This is a genomic window from Streptomyces sp. NRRL S-118 (assembly GCF_000716335.1).
Taxonomy (GTDB): Bacteria; Actinomycetota; Actinomycetes; order Streptomycetales; family Streptomycetaceae; genus Streptomyces.
In genome coordinates this window covers 1-16,265 of sequence record NZ_KL591010.1, presented here as the reverse complement: position 1 = coordinate 16,265, position 16,265 = coordinate 1, and the positions used below count along the sequence as shown (strand labels likewise).

Genomic DNA, 16,265 nt, shown 5'->3' with positions numbered 1-16,265 from the left:
CCGCGCCGCACCTCGCCCCCGCGGCTTCCCGCCCCGCCGCGGGCCCCGCAGCCCCGGCCCGGCAGCACGCCGCGGCGACCGGCTCCGCGTCCACCGTTCTCCTCGGCGGCGCCGGTATCGTCCTGTCCGGTTCGATGGCGGTCAGCGGCATCCGTACCCTCTCCGAGGCCGGGCTCGACGACAGCTCCCACATCATCCTGGTGGCCGTCGCGCTCGGAGCGGGCATCATCCCGCTCGCCGCACCCACCTTCTACGCCGGATTCCCCGCCTGGGCGCAGACCGTGCTCGGCTCCGGAATCAGCGCGGGCGGGCTCGTCGCCGTCCTGCTCATCCTGTTCTTCCACCATCTCGGCACCCGGAGCCTTCACACGGTCCCGGCACTCAAATCCTCCTAGGGTCCTGCCGTGCCCACCCCCCCGGACTCCCGCCCGGGGGACCCCCAGCCACCAGAACGAGAAGGAAGCACCATGGCACCTTCGGCAGCCCAGCGCATCGTGATCGAGAACTGCGCGATCGCGACCGTCGACGCCAACGACACCGAGTACGCCTCGGGTCACCTCGTCATCGCGGACAACAGGATCGAGTCGCTCGGGGCGGGCAAGGCCCCCGAGGGCCTGGAGGACGTGGTCCGGCGCATCGACGCCACCGGCCACCTCGTCACCCCGGGTCTGATCAACACGCACCACCACTTCTACCAGTGGATCACCCGCGGTCTGGCCACCGACCACAACCTCTTCAACTGGCTCGTCGCCCTCTACCCGACGTGGGCGCGCATCGACGAGCAGATGGGGTACACGGCGGCCCAGGGCTCCCTCGCCATGATGGCCCGCGGCGGCGTCACCACCGCCATGGACCACCACTACGTCTACCCGCGGGGCTCGGGCGACCTGTCCGGCGCCATCATCAGGGCCGCCGCCGAGATGGGCGTCCGCTTCACCCTCGCCCGCGGCTCCATGGACCGCAGCGAGAAGGACGGCGGCCTGCCGCCGGACTTCGCCGTCGAGACCCTCGAAGGCGCCCTCGCCGCCACCGAGGAGACCGTCAAGCAGCACCACGACTCCTCGTTCGACGCCATGACGCAGGTCGCGGTCGCGCCGTGCTCCCCCTTCTCCGTCTCCACCGAACTGCTCAAGCAGGGCGCCGAGCTGGCCCGCCGGCTCGGAGTGCGCCTGCACACCCACGGCTCGGAGACCGTCGAGGAGCAGCAGTTCTGCAAGGAACTGTTCGGCATGGGACCCACCGACTACTTCGAGTCCACCGGCTGGCTCGGCGAGGACGTGTGGATGGCGCACTGCGTCCACATGAACGACTCCGACATCGAGGCCTTCGCCCGTACGAAGACCGGCGTGGCGCACTGCCCGTCGTCCAACGCCCGCCTCGCCGCAGGCATCGCCCGCGTACCCGACATGCTCAAGGCCGGCGTCCCGGTCGGCCTCGGCGTCGACGGCACCGCCTCCAACGAGTCCGGGGAGCTCCACACCGAGCTGCGCAACGCGCTCCTCATCAACCGCCTCAGCACCGTGCACCGCGAGGCCGCCCTCAACGCCCGCCAGGCGCTGCGCCTCGGCACGTACGGCGGTGCCCAGGTCCTCGGGCGTGCCTCGCAGATCGGCTCCCTGGAGGCCGGCAAGCTCGCCGACCTCGTGCTGTGGAAGCTGGACACCCTCGCGCACGCCTCCATCGCCGACCCGGTCACGGCCCTCGTCTTCGGCGCGGCGGCCCCGGTCACCGCGTCGTTCGTCAACGGCAGGCAGATCGTCGAGAACAGCCGTCTGCTGACCGTCGACGAGGACGCCGTCGCGCGCACCACCCGGGACGAGGCCCAGCGCCTCGCCCGTATCGCCGCCCAGGGCTGACCCCCTGGCACATCGCCGCCCGGGGGCCTGACACCCGGGCGGACATCGCCCTCCGGCCGCACCGGCGCCGGGCGGGGCGATCCACGAAGTCCGGCCGAGGGGGACGGCCCTCGGCCGGTCGCCGTGGACCCGAGCGGGGTTCATGGCAGCCGGGCCGGGGGGTGCGCACCGCAATGAGGTACCGCACCCCCCGGAACGGTGATCCGTGTCGGCCTCCCCACACGACACGCTTCCGGGCGCACCACCTGCAACACCGCACCACCTCCCTGAAATCCACGTCCGCGCGATGTGTAACCGACCGGAGGAACCCCCGTGGCCGCAAAGCCCAGGTTTCGCAACGAAGCAGCTGTCACCGACACGGATGACACCGACCCGGAGGGAACCGTCGACCGGAAGCATCCGGTCGACGAGACGCTCCCGCCCCTGAAGATGTTCACCAGCGGCCTGCAGCACGTGGCCGCCATGTACGCGGGTGTGGTGGCCCCGCCCCTGATCGTCGGAGCGGCCGTCGGGCTCTCCGGCACCGAACTCACCTTCCTCACCGGCGCCAGTCTCTTCACCGCCGGCCTCGCCACCTTCCTGCAGACGCTCGGCGTCTGGAAGATCGGCGCCCGGCTGCCCTTCGTCAACGGCGTCACCTTCGCCGGTGTCGCGCCGATGCTCGCGATCGTCGACACCACCGACGACAAGGCCGACGCGCTCCCCGTCATCTTCGGCGCGATCATCGTCGCCGGACTGCTCGGCTTCATCGCGGCGCCCTTCTTCAGCAAGCTCGTCCGCTTCTTCCCGCCGGTCGTCACCGGCACCGTGATCACCCTGATAGGCGTCTCCCTGCTCCCGGTCGCCTTCGGCTGGGCCCAGGGACCCGACCCGCGGGCGGACGACTACGGCTCGACCACCTACCTCACCCTCGCCGCGATCACACTCGTCCTGGTGCTGGTACTGCGCCGGTTCACCCACGGCTTCGTCAAACAGATCGCCGTGCTCATCGGTCTCGTGCTGGGCACGCTCATCGCCATACCCTTCGGCGTCACCGACTTCAGCCCCGTCACCGAGGCCGACATCGTCGGCTTCCCCACCCCCTTCCACTTCGGCGCCCCGCAGTTCGCCCTCGCCGCGATCGTCTCCATGTGCGTGGTGATGCTGGTGTCGATGACCGAGTCGACCGCCGACATGCTGGCGCTCGGGGAGATCGTCGAGAAGCCCGCCGACGAGAGGACCATCGCCGCCGGCCTGCGCGCCGACACGCTCGGCTCGGCGATCAGCCCCTTGTTCAACGGCTTCATGTGCAGCGCCTTCGCGCAGAACATCGGCCTGGTGGCGATGACCCGCATCCGCAGCCGCTTCGTGGTCGCGGCCGGTGGCGGCTTCCTGCTGCTGATGGGTCTGTCCCCGGTCGCCGCCTCGCTCATCTCGGTCGTCCCCCGCCCGGTGCTGGGCGGTGCCGGTGTGGTGCTGTTCGGCTCGGTCGCCGCGAGCGGTATCCAGACGCTGGTCAAGGCCCGCCTGGAGAAGGACAACAACGTCCTGATCGTGGCCGTCTCCCTGGCCGTCGGCATCATCCCGATCACGGCGCCGGAGTTCTACCACGCCTTCCCGGAGACCGCGAAGATCATCCTGGACTCCGGCATCTCCACCGGCTGTGTCGCCGCCGTCCTGCTGAACCTGGTCTTCAACCACCTGGGCCGGCACCGCGACGACGACGAGGTCACCGCCCCGATGGAACCGGGTGAGGAGATATCCGGTACCCGCGCCACCCCCAGGACGGCCCCGGTGCACTGACCCCGTGCCGCCCGGCGGCGCGTACGGCAGCTCCCCCTCGTGCCGCACGCGTCGCCGGCGCACGGTCGCAACCCCGGCGTCCCCGGCGCCGGCCCGCACAGCCCCGAGCGCTCCGGGGCGCCCCCGGCATCACACCCCCGGCCACGCCATCAGGTTGCTGAACAGCTCCGCCTGCTCGATGGCGTCGTCCAGGGCGTGGTGCGTGTGCCGCCGCCGCGACAGCAGCTCGCGCGGCATCGTGCCCTTGGCCACGGCCCGCAGCGGCAGGCGGGCCTTCGTCGCGTACAGGGTCTTCATGTCCATGCATCCCGAGTGGCCGAACGGGCTCGCGCCCGTGAACCGCACCAGGTACCAGTACAGGAACGTCCAGTCGTACGAGGCGGGATAGCCGCACATCACCGGTTGCGCGCCGTCGGCGACCTCCGCCGCCCACGCCGCGAACTCGCCCATCACCGCGGCCGGTTCACCGCCCTCCACCGCCAGCCGGTCCCGGTCGAGACCGCTGACGGCCAGCGCCTCCGGCACGAAGGCGTCGCTGATCGGACGCAGTTCGCGGTAGAAGGTCTGCGCCTCCGGGTCCGCCGCGGTGTACCCGCCGGCGTCCTGACGCCCCGCCACCGCGGCGCCGATGCTCAGCATCGAGTACGGCCCCGGGATCGGCCCGTCGGCCTCGACGTCGACGGAGATGTACAGGCTGGGGCGCGGGCGGCGGGTCATGGCCCGGGAGCATGGCACACCGCCCGCCGCCCGCGCCTCTCACTTTCCGGGCCGCCAGTCGGGCCGCCGTCCGCTCAGCCCGATCACCCGGTCCAGCAGCGATGCTCCGTCCGGCACCGGCACCGGCGGCCCGAACGGGCCCCTGTCCTGCGCGCTGAAGGCGGTGGGCGCGAGCATGGCGTACGACGCCTGGAGGGAGGCCTCGTCCGCCGTGTACTCCTGGCCGGTCGCACGGGCCAGGTCCCAGCCGTGGATCAGCACTTCGTTCAGGGCCACGAGCCCCGCCACCTCGCCCGGCAGTGTGACGCCGCCCGCCCGCGTAGTGCCCTCCCACGCCTCGGGGGCGCGCCAGGCGGCGGCCAGGTCGCCGAGCCGGCGGGGCAGAACGGTGCGCCAGTCCTCTTCGAGTTCCGGCAGGGCTTCGCCCGGGTCGGTGTCGGTGGTCGGTCCGAAGTCCTTCCTCGCGGCGTCCCGGAAAGCGAGCGCGAGCCCCGAGAGGTGACCCAGCAGATGCTGCACGGCGTAGTCGGGGCAGGGCGTCGGCGCGTCCAGGAGGTCGTCTCCGACGGCGTCCAGCAACGCGGCCACCCGCTGGGCCGCTGGTGCGAGGTCGAGCATGGTCTTCTCCGTGTGTGGGTCCATGTGAGGGCAGACCGGCGCGGGCACCGGAACTCATCGCGGCGCCGTGGACTCCATCCGCTGCGCGGGTCCGTCCGGCGCCGTGGGGACGATCGGCGCCGGGGATCCGTTCGGCGCCGCCGGTCCGTGCGGCTCCGGGATCCGTTCGCCGCCGTGGGCACGTGAGGCTCCGGGGGTCCGGCTCGGCCTGTCGGCACCTCCCTCGCCGCCCCTCCGTGATCGACACCCTCTCCCGCCGTCATCCCCCTCACCGTCATCCCCCTCACCGTCACTCCCCGCATCCGATCCGCCGCCGGCACTCGTCCGCCAGCCACGGGTACGCCTGCGCGATCGCCTCGTACACGCGCCGCCGCAGCAGGCGCTCGGCCTCGGACCGCCCGGTCGCCGCGAACAGTCCGTCCAGCAGCGCGTCGTACCGCCCCAGCGCCTGGCGCAGGTAGTCCACCTGCCACCGCACCAGCGCCCCCGCAGGCCCGGGCACAGCCCGCCGCCCCGCCCCGGACGCCCCGCGGGGTGCGGCACCCGCCGGGGAGGGGGCCGCCGCGCCGGGCGGCGAGCCTCCGCCCCCCGGGCGCCGGTGGCGCGCCGCCCGCAACTCCAGCTCGGCCCGCGGGAGCACCGGAACCCGGATGGGCTCGGCACGGATCGCCGCGAGAACCGCCCGGTGCCGCTTCTCCGCCGCCGCCCGCGCGGCCACCGCGCCGCGTCCGCCCGCCGCCGCGTACGCCGCGAACTCCGGCGCCCGCTCGACCGCCTCCACCCGCGCCAGCAGGTAGAGCCGCACCGGCGCCGGCGTCCAGCGGCGCGGGTCGCGGCCCTGCACGTCCGGCTCGCCCAGCAGCTCCCGCACCATCGCGTCCGTCCAGCCGCGCTGCCGCAGTCCGGCGTGGGTCACATACGTCATTCGGTCCGGCACGATTTCCCCCATCCATCGTCACGGAGAGTGATGAACCCAGTGAAGCGCACGCCACTGACAAACGTCCGGAACGAACGGGGCGGCCCCCGGCGCCCCTCGCGCGCGCGGCCCCCATCGCCCATTCGTGCCAAGAACTCGTGGCACGCCGCTCCGGCCCGCCGGGCCCCCATACGCTCCCGGAGTGACCCGTACCACTGCCCTGAACACCGGACGTGACGACTTCCTCAGCTGGGCGGAGACGGAGCAGGGCGTCACCCTGCCTCTACGCCCGGCCGACGCCGTCCTCACGCTGCTGGCCCTCCGCGGCGCCGACCGCCGCTCCGGCGTGCCCGAACCGACGCCGCAGCTCGTGCGACAGGTGCTGCACGAGGACCTGCCCGTGCTGCTCCCGGCGAGCCCGGACGAGCTCGCCGCGGTGCCCCGCGTGGTCATCGCCCTGGCCGACCGGGTCCGCGCGGTCAACCGCCTGAACGCCAAGCGCCACGCGCGCCTGCTCGACGCCGTGCAGGACGCCCTGCCGGAGTTCGAGCGGGCCATGAACGACCCGTACAACCTGACCTGGCCGCGCTGGTACGCCTCGCTGCTCCGCGCGGACGGCGTCGACCCGGGCGACCCCGGGGCCGTCCGCAGGTGGCTGGACGCCCTCGCGGGCGCACCGCCCGCCGAGCGGCCCGCCCTGCCGGCGGCGGTGACGCGCGCCGACGTGGCCGGCCGCACCTTCGCCGCCCGGGCACTCCTCACCGAAGCCCTCCTCGGGGCCTCGACCTCCGACGCCGGACACGCGTCGGCGGCCGGCCCGCTGCTGCCCGGACCGCCCCTTCTCACGGCCGGTCCCGACGAACTGGAGCGGCTCGCCACCGAGCTGTCCGACCGCTGGACGGCCGATGGTCTCGGCGAGGCGCTCGCCGGTCCGCACGCGGACCTCGCACCGGGGCCCGAGGCCCTGCCGCACATCGCCCTCGCGGACCGGTTCCTCGACGAGCACCTGGACTACTACGGCAACTCGGCCCTGCCGCTGCCCCCACCACCGGCGCTGCCCGCCCCCGAGGACATCCGGGGCCTGCTGCATGCCGCGCCGCTGCCCGCCGCCCTCGCCGCGGGCGCCGACGGCGAACTGCGCGAACTCGCCGAGCGGTGCGGCTTCCCCGGCCCCGCCACCTCCGTGTGGACGGAGGGCACCCCGCAGCAGCTCACCGAGCTGGCCGCCGACATCCTCGCCGCCACGGTGGAGCGCATCGCATCCGACACCGCTCCCGCCGTCGGCGTGCGCGACGAGGACCAGGGCGATGACCGCCACGAGCGCCGTGGCGAGGACAGCGACGAGGACCGCCACGAGGAGGGCGGTGACAGCGACGAGGACGAGGACGAGTACGCACTCGACGCGGCTCACGTCCTGTACTCGCTCTACGAACGCGGCGGCACCCCCGATTCCGTCGCGCGCAAGGCGGCCGATGTCACCGGCTGGACGCTCCCCCCGGAACTGGAGGACGCCCCGGTGCTCGTCCCGGACACGGCACCGCCCGCGTACACCACCCCGTCACCGCAGGAGCTGTCGTCCCTCCTCGGCCTCCCGGGTCTCACCGGCCCGGACCGGGAGGCGCTGGACAGCCACGCCCAGGCCCTGGCCGCCGTGGTGGACCGCCTGGCAGCCACGGGTTGCGTCTTCCGCACCGGCGACGCCTACGGCCTCACTCCGCTCGGCGAGGCGGTCGTCCGCCACGTCCTGACCGTCGCCCATGTCGCCGCGCCCGACCGGGCGGCGGTCCTGGCGTGGAGCGCCGGCGAGATGGCCGAGGCCGCGGAGATCTGGCCCCCTGCCGTCGCGGCCGCGGCGCTCACCTCGTGGACCGCGGGCCGCGGCGGCACCGACGCGGCCTGGAGCGAGCTGCTCACCGCCGTCGCCGCGGCCGGCCACCCCACTGCCGGGATCTTCTCCCGCCTCGCCCTCGCCGAGATCCCGGCCGCCCCGCTGCGCGCCGCCCTCACCGACCCGGTCGTCGGCGCCCATGCCCAGCGCCTCCTGTCCGACCGCGGCGAGGACGCCCCACCGGAGGCGGTGCCCCTGAGCGCCCGCGCGTTCCTGATCGTCGACGAGCTGCACGCGCACTGGAGCGAGGACATGCGCGCCTTCGTCACCGCCGTGGCCGACCACCGCGAGGACGAGCCGGCACCCACCGCGCTCACCGACGCCTTCGACCGGGCCGCCGCCACCTGGCCCGGCGGCCCGGCCGCCCTCCTCGAGGCCCTCGCCGCCACCGGGCCCGGGGCCCACGGCATCCTCGACGACCTGCGCGCCCGCCACCCCGACAGCCGTGTCGCCCGGCTGGCCGCCCGGGCGGCCAGGAGCACGGGCGGCGGGCACGGCGCCGGCGGCGCGTCCCGCGTCCGCGCCTGAGGCGGTCGGTGCCTGAGCCCGTTTGCGCCCGAAGCCCGTCGGCACCCGAGGGCCGCCCGAACCCGGTCGGCATCTGGGGCCCGCCCGACGCCCGTCAGCGCCTGAAGTCCGTCAGCGTGACGGTGTAGTCGTCGTGGTCCGGCCGGTAGGCCATGCAGTAGCGGGTCGGGTACCAGCCCGGCGTGCGCCAGCTGCGGGGCTGGGGGACCGGGGCGCAGGTGCGGTGCGGGGGAGTGGTGCGGTGGTGCTCCAGGAACGTCTTCGTGAGCATCGGCTCCATGAAGATGATGTCGCCCGCGTAGGCGCCGTAGATGAAGGTGTGTCCGGCGAGGGTGCCCGCGGTCGGGGGGCGGCTGTCGAGGTGCTCGCCCATGGCGCCCTCCGAGGTCTCCGGGCTGGAGGCCGGGTAGCCGGCGGGCAGGTGCGCCGCGGGGACCGGCGCGGCGGCCGCCGGCAGCTGGGCGCAGTCGATGAGCAGCGCGCAGCGGCCGACGCGGATGCTGTCGCGGGTCTCGCGCGGTACGAGGTAGAAGTGCACGTCGAAGTGGGGCACGTCGTACCGGCCGTGGGGCTTGTGCCCCTCGGGGTTCCAGTTGAACAGGACCCAGCGGAAGGGCAGCCCGGAGCCGGCCCCGTCCGGCAGGGGCAGCTCCAGGCCGTGACCGCCGACGCATTCGCGGGACGGGTGGACGCGCCCGTCGCCGTCCGCGTCCGCACAGTGCTCCCCGTCCGTCGGCGCGGTGGGCAGGCCGGTGAGGGCGGACGCGGTGAGGACGACGCCCAGCGAGCGCGGCCGGCCGTCCGCGTGATCCGTGAAGACGCGGATCCGGCCGTTCCCGAGCCGCGCCGCCGGACCGTACGAGACGCCCCGCGCCACCGCGCCCGTGCCGGACCCCGCGGCGGCCGCCCTGCCGGGGCCCGTCCCCGTGTCCGGGGCGGGGCCCGTGCCCGGACGGGTGGCCGCCCCCGCCGCGGGGAGGAGGGTGAGCAGCAGCAGGGCGGCCGACGTCAGCCCGAGGGAGTGGACCAGGCGCATGCGGGAGCCGATCGTGCCGGGACGCTCCACGAGGAGCGTGCGTTGAGCCCTGCCGCGTCCACGCCGGTGACCTTCCGCGTGCAGGACCTGATGTCCGCCAGCTTGTGTTCGGGCAGGACGTCGCGAATGTCGGAGAAGCCGTCCGGGGCAAGCAACTCCACCTGATGGAGCAACGGGTCCGGCTCCAGCCGCCGGTGCGCGTCCAGCAGCACCGCCGTCTCCGGCCGGCGCATCCGGTCGTACCGCGACAGCGCCTCGTCCAGGTCGTCGTGGCGGGCGACCAGGTACGCGAGCACGCGGGCGTCGACGATGGCCTGCGACGCGCCGTTGGAGCCGGTCGGGTAGAGCGGATGGGCGGCGTCACCGAGGAGGACGACGCGGCCGTCGGTCCAGCTCGGCAGTGGATCGCGGTCGATCATCGGGTACCGCAGCACGCGCGGCGCCGCCGCGACCGTCCCGTGCAGGTCCAGGAACGGCACCCGCCAGCCCGCCAGGTGCGGCAGGACGGCGTCCGCGGCCACGGCGGCGTCCCAGTCGGCGGGCGGCACCGGGGTGCCGTCCGCGCCGGTACGGGTCTCCACGACCCAGTTCAGCGTGCAGCGGCCGGACGCGTCCGGCGGGGAGACGGGATAGACGACCGCCTTCACGCGGGAGTTGCAGCCCACGATCACCATCGTGCGCCCGTCCAGGAACGGCGGCGCGTGGCTCACCCCGCGCCACATGCAGATGCCGTTCCAGAGCGGCGGCCCCTCGCCCGGGTGCATCACGGACCGTACGGCCGAGTTGATGCCGTCGGCGCCGATGAGCAGGTCGCACGTGTACGGGGCCGGATCGCCGGCCGCGTACGCCCGCACGCGCCGCGGCCCGTCCCCGGACCGGTCCTGCTCGTACCCGGTGATGCGCCGGCCCGTGCGGACCGTACCGGGGCCCAGGCGTCGGTTGACCTCCCGCAGCAGCACCTCCTGGAGGCGGGCGCGGTGCACCGAGTACTGCGGCCAGTGGTAGCCGGCCGCCCGGCCGCGCGGCTCCGACCAGATCAGCCCGCCGTACCGGTGGTGGTACTCCAGCCGGGCGGTGGCCACGGCGTGGGCGGCGAGGTCGTCGCCCAGGCCCAGCTCGGTCAGCTCGCGCACGGCGGCGGGCTGGAGGTTGATGCCCGCGCCGACGGCCCGCAACCGTGGACAGGACTCCATGACCAGGACGTCGTCCAGGCCCGCGGCATGGAGGCTGAGCGCGGTCGTCAGTCCGCCGACACCGGCTCCCGCGATCAGAATCCGAGGGGCATTCTTTCCGCTGTACGGCGTCGTAATTGGCGTCATTTTCAACAGCCTTCCGAGACGTCCCTCGACAAAAATGCCGCCGGATCGGAAAAGACACAAACGCAGGCCGCGGGAAGCGCCGGAGCATCGCCGTAGATTCGGTCGCGTTCACCCGAACGGACCATACCCGAGTGCCGCCTAACGGGTTACGTGCTTGTAATTGAGAGTCGGCAACAGAAAGGCTGCGACATGAATCACGTGGCATTCGACGCGTGCGACATCCAGCGCCTCCAGCATGCTGTTGACTACGCACACCACGCGTCCAGGAGCTCGGTGGAGACCCTCCTCCCGTCCTGGATGCCCGGCGCACTGAAACGGGAAATCAAGAGCCAGTGCATTGTAGGGCACTGTGCGACCCTGCTGTTCCCCGCCTCCGAGGAATCGGCCATGGAGTACTTCCGTGCAAATGGCTGGCAGGCGGCGGAAGCAATTCCGAGTGTTCTGGTGAAGCGCCGGCTCGTCGAGCGCCATGATCTGCCGGATGACGCCCGAATACTCGTGACGCGTCTGGAGACGACGCAGAATCCCGCGCCCCAGGTCGAAATATTCCTCTTTCCGCGGACGAGTCCCGGATACCACCCGGAGGTCGCGGACGAGGAGCGGGCCCACGGCTTCGAGAACCACGTCGGGCTCTTCCTGGACCGGCCGCGGCCCGAAGCCCTCGCGGCCCTGGCCGACCGGCTGGAGACGGTCGGGGAGATGGTGTACGAGGGGTCGGCGCACAACCCCCACGAGAACACCACCATGATGTACTTCGCGCCCAGCGCGCGGGCGGCACGCGTACGCCGGCGCTTCCCCCGGTGGGAGCTCCAGTGCGCCGGCGACCTGACCGAGGTCGCCGAGGCCCGGCCCGTGCGGGCCGAGGAGGTCGAACGGGCCTACGCCGCGCTGCGGGCCAACTCCGCCTCGACCATCTTCACGCGGGTCACGCCCCTCAGGCCCGCGCACGCCGAGGAGGCGGCGGTGCCGGGGTCTTGATGCCCGGCCGTACCTGTGCCATATAGGTCTGGACCAATATTCCGGACGGACCTGGAGGCACGACCGTGCGACGCCCCCCTCACCTCGCCGCCGCCCCGGTCGTCGTCTGTGCGGCCGCCCTCCTCCTGGGCGCCTGCACGGCGGCCGCCGACCAGGACACCGAACCTCCCTCGGCGCCCACCGGGGTGACGGCGCAGGCCGGCAGCGCCACCTCCGTGCATGTGATGTGGCAGCCCTCCTCCGACAACACGGAGGTCGTCGCGTACGAGGTCTTCCAGGGCGGCCGGAAGGTCAAGAGCCTGCCCGCCGGCAGGACCATGACCGACATCGACCGGCTCACGCCCTCGACCGCGTACCGCTTCACCGTCCGCGCCCGCGACGCCGCGGGGAACCTCTCGGCGCCCGGTGCCGCGATCCCCGTCACCACCCCCGCGCCCACCCCGGACGACCGCATCGCCCCGGGCCGTCCCACCGCCCTGCGCGTGACCGCCGACGGCAGCCGCGCGGCCACGCTGCGCTGGCGGGCCGCCACGGACGACCGGGCGGTCACGGCGTACGACGTCTACCAGGAGGACTCCCGCATCCACAGCGTCGCCGGCACCGGAACCACCGCCCGCCTCACCGGCCTGCGCCCCGGCACGGTCTACACCTTCACGGTCCGGGCGCGCGACGCGGCCGAGAACTCCTCGCCCGACAGCAACGCGGTGGACCTCACCACCGCCCCCGCACCGGGCGCCGGGCCCGTCACCGCCCCGACCGGCCTGAAGGCCACCGCCCTGAAGGGCGGCATCCGGCTGACCTGGATCCCGCCACGGACCGGCGGCGGCGCACCGGTCCGGGAGCACCAGCTGTACCTCGACGGGAAGTTCGCCACGACCATCGTCTGGGGCACCGCACCGCCCGCCGGGACGGCCACGTACACCTTCACCGTCACGGACCCGCCCGGCACCCGCTACAGCGTCAAGCTCCGCGCCAGGCTCCCGGACGGCACGTGGGGCGACTTCTCCGCGCAGCGCACGGTCGTCGTCCGCTGAACGGGCTCCGCCCCCGGCACCGTGCGGTGCCGGGGGCGGAGCCGTGCGGGGTCGCCGGGTGTCAGCCGACGAGCTGCTCGTACGCGGGGAGGGTGAGGAAGTCCGCGTAGTCCTCGTCGAGCGCGACCTTCAGCAGCAGGTCGTGGGCCTGCTGCCACCGGCCGGAGGTGAAGGCCTCCTCGCCGATCTCCGCCCGGATCGCGGCGAGTTCCTCCGCCGCCACCTCGCGGGCGAGCTCGGCGGTTGCCGTCACCGGCGCGCCGTCGCGCTCGAGGACGACACCGGCGTTGATCCACTGCCAGATCTGCGAGCGCGAGATCTCGGCCGTCGCCGCGTCCTCCATCAGGTTGAAGATGGCGACGGCGCCGAGGCCGCGCAGCCACGCCTCGATGTAGCGGATCCCGACCTGGACGGCATTGCGCAGCCCCTCGTACGTCGGCTTCGCGTCGAGCGAGTCGATGGCGATCAGGTCGCCCGGTGCCACCGAGACGTCCTCGCGCAGGCGGTCCTTCTGGTTCGGCCTGTCGCCCAGCACCGCGTCGAACGAGGCCATCGCGATGGGTACCAGGTCGGGGTGGGCGACCCAGGAGCCGTCGAAGCCGTCGCCCGCCTCGCGGTCCTTGTCCGCCTTGACCTTCTCGAAGGCGACCTTGTTGACCTCGGGGTCCTTGCGGGACGGGATGAAGGCCGCCATGCCGCCGATCGCGTGCGCACCGCGCTTGTGGCAGGTGCGGACGAGGAGTTCGGTGTACGCCCGCATGAAGGGCGCGGTCATGGTCACCGCGTTGCGGTCGGGGAGGACGAACTTGGCGCCGCCGTCGCGGAAGTTCTTGACGATCGAGAAGAGGTAGTCCCAGCGGCCGGCGTTCAGGCCCGAGGCGTGGTCGCGCAGCTCGTAGAGGATCTCCTCCATCTCGTACGCGGCCGTGATCGTCTCGATCAGGACGGTCGCGCGGACGGTGCCCTGCGGGATGCCGACGTAGTCCTGCGCGAAGACGAAGATGTCGTTCCAGAGGCGGGCCTCCAGGTGCGACTCCGTCTTGGGCAGGTAGAAGTACGGCCCCTTGCCCAGGTCGATGAGGCGCTGGGCGTTGTGGAAGAAGTACAGGCCGAAGTCGACCAGCGCGCCGGGGACGGGGCGGCCGTCGAGGCGCAGGTGGCGCTCCTCCAGGTGCCAGCCGCGGGGACGCATGACGACCGTCGCCAGCTCCTCGGCGGGCCGCAGCGCGTACGACTTGCCCGTGCGCGGGTCGGTGAAGTCGATCCTGCGCTCGTAGGCGTCGATCAGGTTGAGCTGGCCGAGGATCACGTTCTCCCAGGTGGGGGCCGAGGCGTCCTCGAAGTCGGCGAGCCAGACCCTCGCGCCCGAGTTCAGGGCGTTGATGGTCATCTTGCGGTCGGTCGGACCGGTGATCTCGACCCGGCGGTCGTCCAGCGCGGCCGGGGCCGGCGCGACCTTCCAGCTGTCGTCCTCGCGGAGCTGTGCGGTCTCCGGGAGGAAGTCCAGGGTGCTGGTGCGGGCGATCTCGGCGCGGCGCTCCGCCCGTCGGGCGAGGAGCTCGTCACGCCGCGGCGTGAACCGGCGGTCCAGCTCGGCCACGAAGGCCAGGGCCGCGTCGGTCAGGACCTCGTCCTGCCGGGGCAGGGGCTCGGCTTCGACGATGGCCAGCGGAGACGGCGCTGGTGCGGACATGAGCTGTCACTTCCTTCAGCGGGGGCTTTGGCGCGGCGCCGTGCCGTGGCCGCCGGGCGTACGCGCGCGGCACCGGGTGCCGTGGGAGCCGAGATACGGTCACGGGCGCCTTCTGACGATCGAGTGCTTCTGATCAGTGGATACTAATTTCCTTATGGTGGAAGTTCAACGGTCTGTTGATGTCGAGATTCTCCGGGTCGACACAACGTGGCGCTGAGTGCCACCCCATGCACGCGGCGTTTCACTCCAGGCGCGCGAGATCCGCTTCCGTGTCGATGTCGTACGGCTCCGCCACGTCGCCGCACTCGACCAGCGCGACGGCCGCCTCGTGCGCCTTCAGATAGGCACGTGCCCCGCGGTCACCTTCCGCACTCGCCATCACGCCCGCCCAGCGGTCCGCCCCGAAGAGCACCGGATGCCCCCGCTTCCCGTCGTACGCGGCCGCCACCAGCGACTCCCGGGAGCGGTACGCGCCCACCACCCGCGCCACCGCCTCCGCGCCGATCCCCGGCTGGTCCACCAGCGACACGACCACCGCGTCCGCGCCCGAGCCGGCCAGCGACGCCAGCCCCGCCCGCAGCGACGAGCCCATGCCCCGCTCCCAGTCCGGGTTGTCCACCAGCACGCAGCCGGCCAGCGACGCCCGCTCCCGTACCGCCCCGGCGGCGGCGCCCAGCACGATGTGCACCACCGGGCAGCCCCCCTCGCGCAGCACCCGCACCGCGTGCTCCACCAGCGGGCGCCCGCGGTGTTCCAGCAGCGCCTTGGGGCGGCCGCCGAGCCGCCGTCCGCCGCCCGCCGCCAGCAGAAGACCTGCGATGAAGGGTTCTTCCGGACTCGTACGCGTGGTTTCTGCCATGGGGAGTGCATACCTCATGCCCCGGCTTGGATAGGGTGCGGCTTTCCGGCATTGACGTGTGCAGTGCGAATTCCTGTTCAGGAGACATGGATTGATGAGTGGTGGCCCGCGTGGGGGAACGGTCTTCCAGCCGCTTGAGGACGACGATCCTCGTTCCGTGGCCGGTTACCGGCTGGCCGCTCGGCTGGGAGCCGGCGGCATGGGCAAGGTGTACCTCTCGTACACCCCGGGCGGCAGGCCCGTCGCCATCAAGGTGATCCGGCCCGACTTCGCCGAGGACGCCGAGTTCCGGCGCCGTTTCGCGCAGGAGGTGCAGGCCGCCCAGCGCGTCCAGGGCCTCTACACCGCCCCGGTGATCGACGCCGACACCGACGCGCGCCAGCCGTGGCTCGCCACGGCGTACGTCCCGGGCCCCTCGCTCGCGGACGCGGTGCAGAAGCACGGCTCGCTGCCCGTCGACACCATCCTGCTGCTGGTCGCGGGGATCGCCGAGGCGCTCCAGGTCATCCACGCCGCGGGCATCGTGCACCGCGACCTCAAGCCCGCGAACGTCCTGCTCGCCGCGGACGGGCCGCGCGTCATCGACTTCGGCATCGCGCGCGCCGCCGACGCCACCTCGCTCACCGGCAGCGGCGTCACCATCGGCACCCCGTCCTTCATGTCGCCGGAACAGGCGGCGGGCCGCAAGGTCACGGCGGCCACCGACATCTTCGCGCTGGGCCAGGTCGCCGCGTACGCGGCGATGGGCAGCCCCGCGTTCGGCGAGGGCACCTCGCACGGCGTGCTGTACCGGATCGTGCACGAGGAACCGGACCTGTCCGGCCTCCCCGAGCGGCTCCGGGAACTCGTGACCCGCTGCCTGACCAAGGACCCCGACGCCCGCCCGTCCGTCGCCGACATCCTGGCCCTGTGCCAGGCCGCCAACGACCAGACGGCCCTGCGCCGCCCCGAGGAGTGGCTGCCCGGCGCGGTCGCCGCGGACATCACCACGCGCGCGGCGGCTCCGGCCCCTGCGGCCGCCACCACGCCCCCGCCGCCCTC

13 protein-coding genes and 1 pseudogene are annotated in these 16,265 nt (G+C 73.3%); 7 read left to right on the top strand and 7 right to left on the bottom strand.

Features of this window, described 5'->3' with window-relative positions; genetic code table 11:
• Window positions 1-98 precede the first annotated feature (98 nt).
• From IH00_RS40300 to IH00_RS0118320, 3 genes and pseudogenes are all read left to right on the top strand, one after another.
• Window positions 99-395 (top strand): annotated as a pseudogene (locus IH00_RS40300) (purine permease); the annotation flags it as partial.
• A 72-nt stretch (window positions 396-467) separates the two neighbouring features.
• On the top strand, window positions 468-1,856 hold the full coding sequence (locus IH00_RS0118325) for an 8-oxoguanine deaminase (protein ID WP_031074895.1): 1,389 nt from the start codon (window positions 468-470) through the stop codon (window positions 1,854-1,856).
• A gap of 312 nt (window positions 1,857-2,168) precedes the next feature.
• Window positions 2,169-3,638, top strand: a complete 1,470-nt coding sequence (locus IH00_RS0118320; RefSeq protein ID WP_031074893.1) for a nucleobase:cation symporter-2 family protein — start codon at window positions 2,169-2,171, stop codon at window positions 3,636-3,638.
• A 129-nt stretch (window positions 3,639-3,767) separates the two neighbouring features.
• On the opposite strand, the gene IH00_RS0118315 is transcribed toward IH00_RS0118320, so the two are convergent.
• The 3 genes from IH00_RS0118315 to IH00_RS0118305 form a co-directional block, all read right to left on the bottom strand.
• Window positions 3,768-4,355, bottom strand: coding sequence for a 3'-5' exonuclease (locus tag IH00_RS0118315; RefSeq protein WP_031074891.1), 588 nt, complete (start codon window positions 4,353-4,355; stop codon window positions 3,768-3,770).
• A gap of 39 nt (window positions 4,356-4,394) precedes the next feature.
• A complete protein-coding gene (locus tag IH00_RS0118310) occupies window positions 4,395-4,997 on the bottom strand; it encodes a TIGR03086 family metal-binding protein (RefSeq protein WP_031074890.1) in 603 nt (200 codons plus the stop codon).
• Between the two features lie 265 nt (window positions 4,998-5,262).
• On the bottom strand, window positions 5,263-5,898 hold the full coding sequence (locus tag IH00_RS0118305; RefSeq protein WP_234334883.1) for a hypothetical protein: 636 nt from the start codon (window positions 5,896-5,898) through the stop codon (window positions 5,263-5,265).
• A 193-nt stretch (window positions 5,899-6,091) separates the two neighbouring features.
• On the opposite strand from IH00_RS0118305, the gene IH00_RS0118300 reads away from it, so the two are divergent.
• Window positions 6,092-8,305 carry a hypothetical protein gene (locus tag IH00_RS0118300; protein WP_052411472.1) on the top strand — a complete coding sequence of 738 codons (2,214 nt, stop codon included), beginning with the start codon at window positions 6,092-6,094 and terminating at the stop codon, window positions 8,303-8,305.
• A gap of 94 nt (window positions 8,306-8,399) precedes the next feature.
• Here IH00_RS0118300 and IH00_RS0118295 read toward each other — a convergent pair whose 3' ends face one another.
• Window positions 8,400-9,341 carry a hypothetical protein gene (locus IH00_RS0118295; RefSeq protein WP_158827854.1) on the bottom strand — a complete coding sequence of 314 codons (942 nt, stop codon included), beginning with the start codon at window positions 9,339-9,341 and terminating at the stop codon, window positions 8,400-8,402.
• Window positions 9,314-10,660 (bottom strand): FAD-dependent monooxygenase, encoded by a 1,347-nt coding sequence (locus tag IH00_RS0118290; protein WP_052411470.1) that lies wholly within the window; start codon window positions 10,658-10,660, stop codon window positions 9,314-9,316. Before IH00_RS0118290 ends, IH00_RS0118295 begins: the two co-directional genes overlap by 28 nt.
• A gap of 189 nt (window positions 10,661-10,849) precedes the next feature.
• On the opposite strand from IH00_RS0118290, the gene IH00_RS0118285 reads away from it, so the two are divergent.
• Complete coding sequence (locus IH00_RS0118285) at window positions 10,850-11,638, top strand: hypothetical protein (RefSeq protein WP_158827852.1); 789 nt, start codon at window positions 10,850-10,852, stop codon at window positions 11,636-11,638.
• A gap of 65 nt (window positions 11,639-11,703) precedes the next feature.
• A complete protein-coding gene (locus IH00_RS0118280) occupies window positions 11,704-12,672 on the top strand; it encodes a fibronectin type III domain-containing protein (RefSeq protein WP_031074878.1) in 969 nt (322 codons plus the stop codon).
• Between the two features lie 61 nt (window positions 12,673-12,733).
• Here the strand turns inward: IH00_RS0118280 and aceB are convergent, their stop codons facing one another.
• Complete coding sequence (gene aceB, locus IH00_RS0118275) at window positions 12,734-14,365, bottom strand: malate synthase A (protein WP_031074876.1); 1,632 nt, start codon at window positions 14,363-14,365, stop codon at window positions 12,734-12,736.
• Between the two features lie 241 nt (window positions 14,366-14,606).
• Complete coding sequence (locus tag IH00_RS0118270; protein WP_234334882.1) at window positions 14,607-15,224, bottom strand: nucleotidyltransferase family protein; 618 nt, start codon at window positions 15,222-15,224, stop codon at window positions 14,607-14,609.
• Between the two features lie 94 nt (window positions 15,225-15,318).
• On the opposite strand from IH00_RS0118270, the gene IH00_RS0118265 reads away from it, so the two are divergent.
• The coding region (locus tag IH00_RS0118265; protein WP_031074872.1) for a serine/threonine-protein kinase at window positions 15,319-16,265 on the top strand (947 nt) is incomplete at its 3' end.

Excerpts from the sequence above, each read along its gene's own strand:
- IH00_RS0118315 (WP_031074891.1), bottom strand. The coding sequence starts at position 4,355 with ATGACCCGCCGCCCGCGCCCCAGCCTGTACATCTCCGTCGACGTCGAG.
- IH00_RS0118325 (WP_031074895.1), top strand. The coding sequence starts at position 468 with ATGGCACCTTCGGCAGCCCAGCGCATCGTGATCGAGAACTGCGCGATC.
- aceB (WP_031074876.1), bottom strand. The coding sequence starts at position 14,365 with ATGTCCGCACCAGCGCCGTCTCCGCTGGCCATCGTCGAAGCCGAGCCC.
- IH00_RS0118310 (WP_031074890.1), bottom strand. The coding sequence starts at position 4,997 with ATGGACCCACACACGGAGAAGACCATGCTCGACCTCGCACCAGCGGCC.
- IH00_RS0118270 (WP_234334882.1), bottom strand. The coding sequence starts at position 15,224 with ATGGCAGAAACCACGCGTACGAGTCCGGAAGAACCCTTCATCGCAGGT.
- IH00_RS0118290 (WP_052411470.1), bottom strand. The coding sequence starts at position 10,660 with ATGACGCCAATTACGACGCCGTACAGCGGAAAGAATGCCCCTCGGATT.
- IH00_RS0118285 (WP_158827852.1), top strand. The coding sequence starts at position 10,850 with ATGAATCACGTGGCATTCGACGCGTGCGACATCCAGCGCCTCCAGCAT.
- IH00_RS0118305 (WP_234334883.1), bottom strand. The coding sequence starts at position 5,898 with ATGACGTATGTGACCCACGCCGGACTGCGGCAGCGCGGCTGGACGGAC.
- IH00_RS0118295 (WP_158827854.1), bottom strand. The coding sequence starts at position 9,341 with ATGCGCCTGGTCCACTCCCTCGGGCTGACGTCGGCCGCCCTGCTGCTG.